We start from the raw sequence: 2,839 nt of genomic DNA, 5'->3' as shown, positions 1-2,839 counted from the left end.
GTCTTGGTTTTTAGTAAAAACAAAGTCAAGTAGGTTGAAACTTGAATAATTAATAATGGAATGATAAACCCTGTCAAATCCCAAGCCCAACCAACAGTTTTATTAATTCCAATATTTTTATTGATATTCAATACAATTATTCCAATTATAAAAATTGAAACCAAAAGGATAAAAACGAATTTTATAAAAAAGATAAAATATTTCATGTCGATTTAATTGAAAAATCTGATTCTACGAAATAACAAAGTTGCTCAACTGCCAACTAAAACCTGAACACTGAGAACTGAACACTGAAAACTAATTCTAATTCTAATGTGCTTCCAACCAATTCTCACCAATTCCAATTTCAACATCCAAAGGAACATCCATTAAAAATGCATTTTCCATTTCGTATTTAATCATTGGTTGAATTTTCTCTAATTCAGAGTTATGAACGTCAAAAACCAATTCATCGTGAACTTGTAATAACATTTTAGATTTCCAATTTTCACTTGTGAGTTTTTTATGAATATTAATCATTGCAATTTTAATAATATCGGCAGCACTTCCTTGAATTGGTGCATTTACAGCATTTCGTTCAGCGCCACTTTTTACCATCATGTTGGCAGAATTAATATCTTTTAAATAACGTCTTCTTCCTAAAACCGTTTGCACATAACCGTTTTCTCTGGCAAAATCTACTTGATTGCTCATGTACGATTTTAATTTTGGGTAGGTTTGATAATAAGCTTCAATTAACTCAGCAGCTTCTTTTCGAGATAAATCCGTTTGATTTGATAGACCAAAAGCAGAAACACCATAAATAATTCCGAAATTTACCGTTTTTGCATTGCTACGTTGTTCTTTTGTAACCTCTTCTAACGGAACATTAAATACTTTTGCAGCAGTAGATTTGTGAATATCTTCGTTATTTTGAAATGCTTTAATCATATTCTCTTCGCCAGAAAGTGCAGCAATAATTCTAAGTTCTATTTGAGAATAATCGGCAGAAACCAACGTATAATTTTCATCTCTAGCAATAAATGCTTTTCTAATTAATCTTCCTCTTTCAGTACGAATAGGAATGTTTTGCAAGTTTGGATTATTCGAACTCAATCTTCCAGTTGCAGCAACGGTTTGCATATAATCTGTGTGAACTCGTCCAGTTTTTTTATCAACTTGGTTTGGTAATGCATCAATATAAGTACTTTGCAGTTTTACCATTTGACGCCATTCTAGAATATCTTTTACAATTTGATGTTCGTTGGCTAAATAAGAAAGTACTTCTTCGCCAGTTGCATATTGCCCAGTTTTCGTTTTCTTTTGTTTCGCTCCGCCAATTTTCATTTTGTCAAATAAAACGTCGCCCAATTGTTTCGGCGATGCCAAATTGAATTTCTCGCCAGCAGTTTCATATATTTTTTGTTCCAATTGAGAACTTTCTTTTGCCATTTCAACCGACATTTCTTTCAAAAATGGAACATCAAGATTTATTCCTTCTAATTCCATTGCTGCCAAAACTGGAATTAACGGAATTTCGATTTCATCAAATAATTTTTTGGTTTCGGCTTTGTCTAAAATCGGACTGAAATTTTGTTTCAATTGATAGGTAACATCAGCATCTTCGGCTGCATATTCTTTGATTTCTTCTAAAGAAACATCGCGCATTGATTTTTGATTTTTGCCTTTTTTTCCAATTAAATCTTCAATAGATTTTGGCGAATATTTTAAATAAGTTTCCGATAAAACATCCATATTGTGACGCATATCTGGATTTATCAAATAATGCGCAATCATAGTATCGAATAATTTTCCTTTTATCTGAACTCCATAATGCGACAGAATTTTTAAATCATATTTTATATTCTGACCAATTTTTTCGATGGTTTCACTTTCAAAAAAAGGTTTGAATTTATCGACTAAAACCTGAGCATCGTCTTGATTTTCTGGAAACGGAACATAAAATGCTTCTCCTTTTGCCCAAGAAAATGATATTCCAACAAGTTCTGCATTCAAGGCATCAATTCCTGTAGTTTCTGTATCAAAACATACCGAAGTTTGATTCATTAAATTTTGAAAGAACAATTTCGTGCCCAATTCTCCTTGAATAATTGTATAATTATGATTTGTGTTTTCTAAAGTTGCATAATGCGAATTGGTTTTTTCTTCGCCACTTTCCTCATCTGAAAATCCGAATAAATCAAATTGCTCTTCGTTAGATTTTTTTGTGATTTGTTTTTTTAATGTTGTTTGACTATCACTTGTTTCAGAAGAATTTCCATTGGTATCAATTTCGTCGTATTCTTTTCCTGTTCCAAAATATTTGTCAAACTGCGCTTTCATTTGACGAAACTCTAATTCTACAAATAACGCATCGGTTTTTTCAACATCTGGTTTAGATAATTCGTAATCTTTTTCATTAAAAGTTACAGGACAATCTAGTAAAATAGTTGCTAATTTTTTAGAGAGAATTCCTTTTTCTTTATTGGCTTCAATTTTGTCTTTCAAAGCGCCTTTTAATTGGTCTGTATTTGCTAAAAGATTTTCCATAGAACCAAATTCTTTCAACAATTTCTTGGCAGTAACTTCGCCAACGCCAGGTAAACCAGGAATATTATCGGCAGCATCGCCCATCATTCCTAGAAAATCTATAACTTGTTCTGGTCGTTCTATTTCAAATCTTTTTAAGACTTCTGGAATTCCCCAAATTTCTATATCATTTCCCATTCGTGCTGGTTTGTACATAAAAATATTTTCGGAAACCAATTGGGCAAAATCTTTATCTGGAGTAACCATAAAAACTTGATAATTTTCTTTTTCGGCTTGCTTTGCAATAGTTCCAATTAAATCATCGGCTTCA

Annotated in this window: 1 protein-coding gene and 1 pseudogene; both read right to left on the bottom strand. The window is 31.8% G+C overall.

Going from position 1 to position 2,839, the window contains the following annotated elements; genetic code table 11:
- Positions 1 to 206: pseudogene (locus ACH2BO_RS15180) on the bottom strand (hypothetical protein); the annotation flags it as partial.
- A 103-nt stretch (positions 207 to 309) separates the two neighbouring features.
- Positions 310 to 2,839 (bottom strand): DNA polymerase I (polA, locus tag ACH2BO_RS15175; protein WP_395045574.1); only part of this gene is annotated, 2,530 nt, incomplete at its 5' end.

It is taken from the genome of Flavobacterium sp., from assembly GCF_043773265.1.
Lineage (GTDB): Bacteria > Bacteroidota > Bacteroidia > Flavobacteriales > Flavobacteriaceae > Flavobacterium.
The sequence above is the reverse complement of the archived record's forward strand: the minus strand, read 5'-3'. Positions and strand labels throughout refer to the sequence as shown.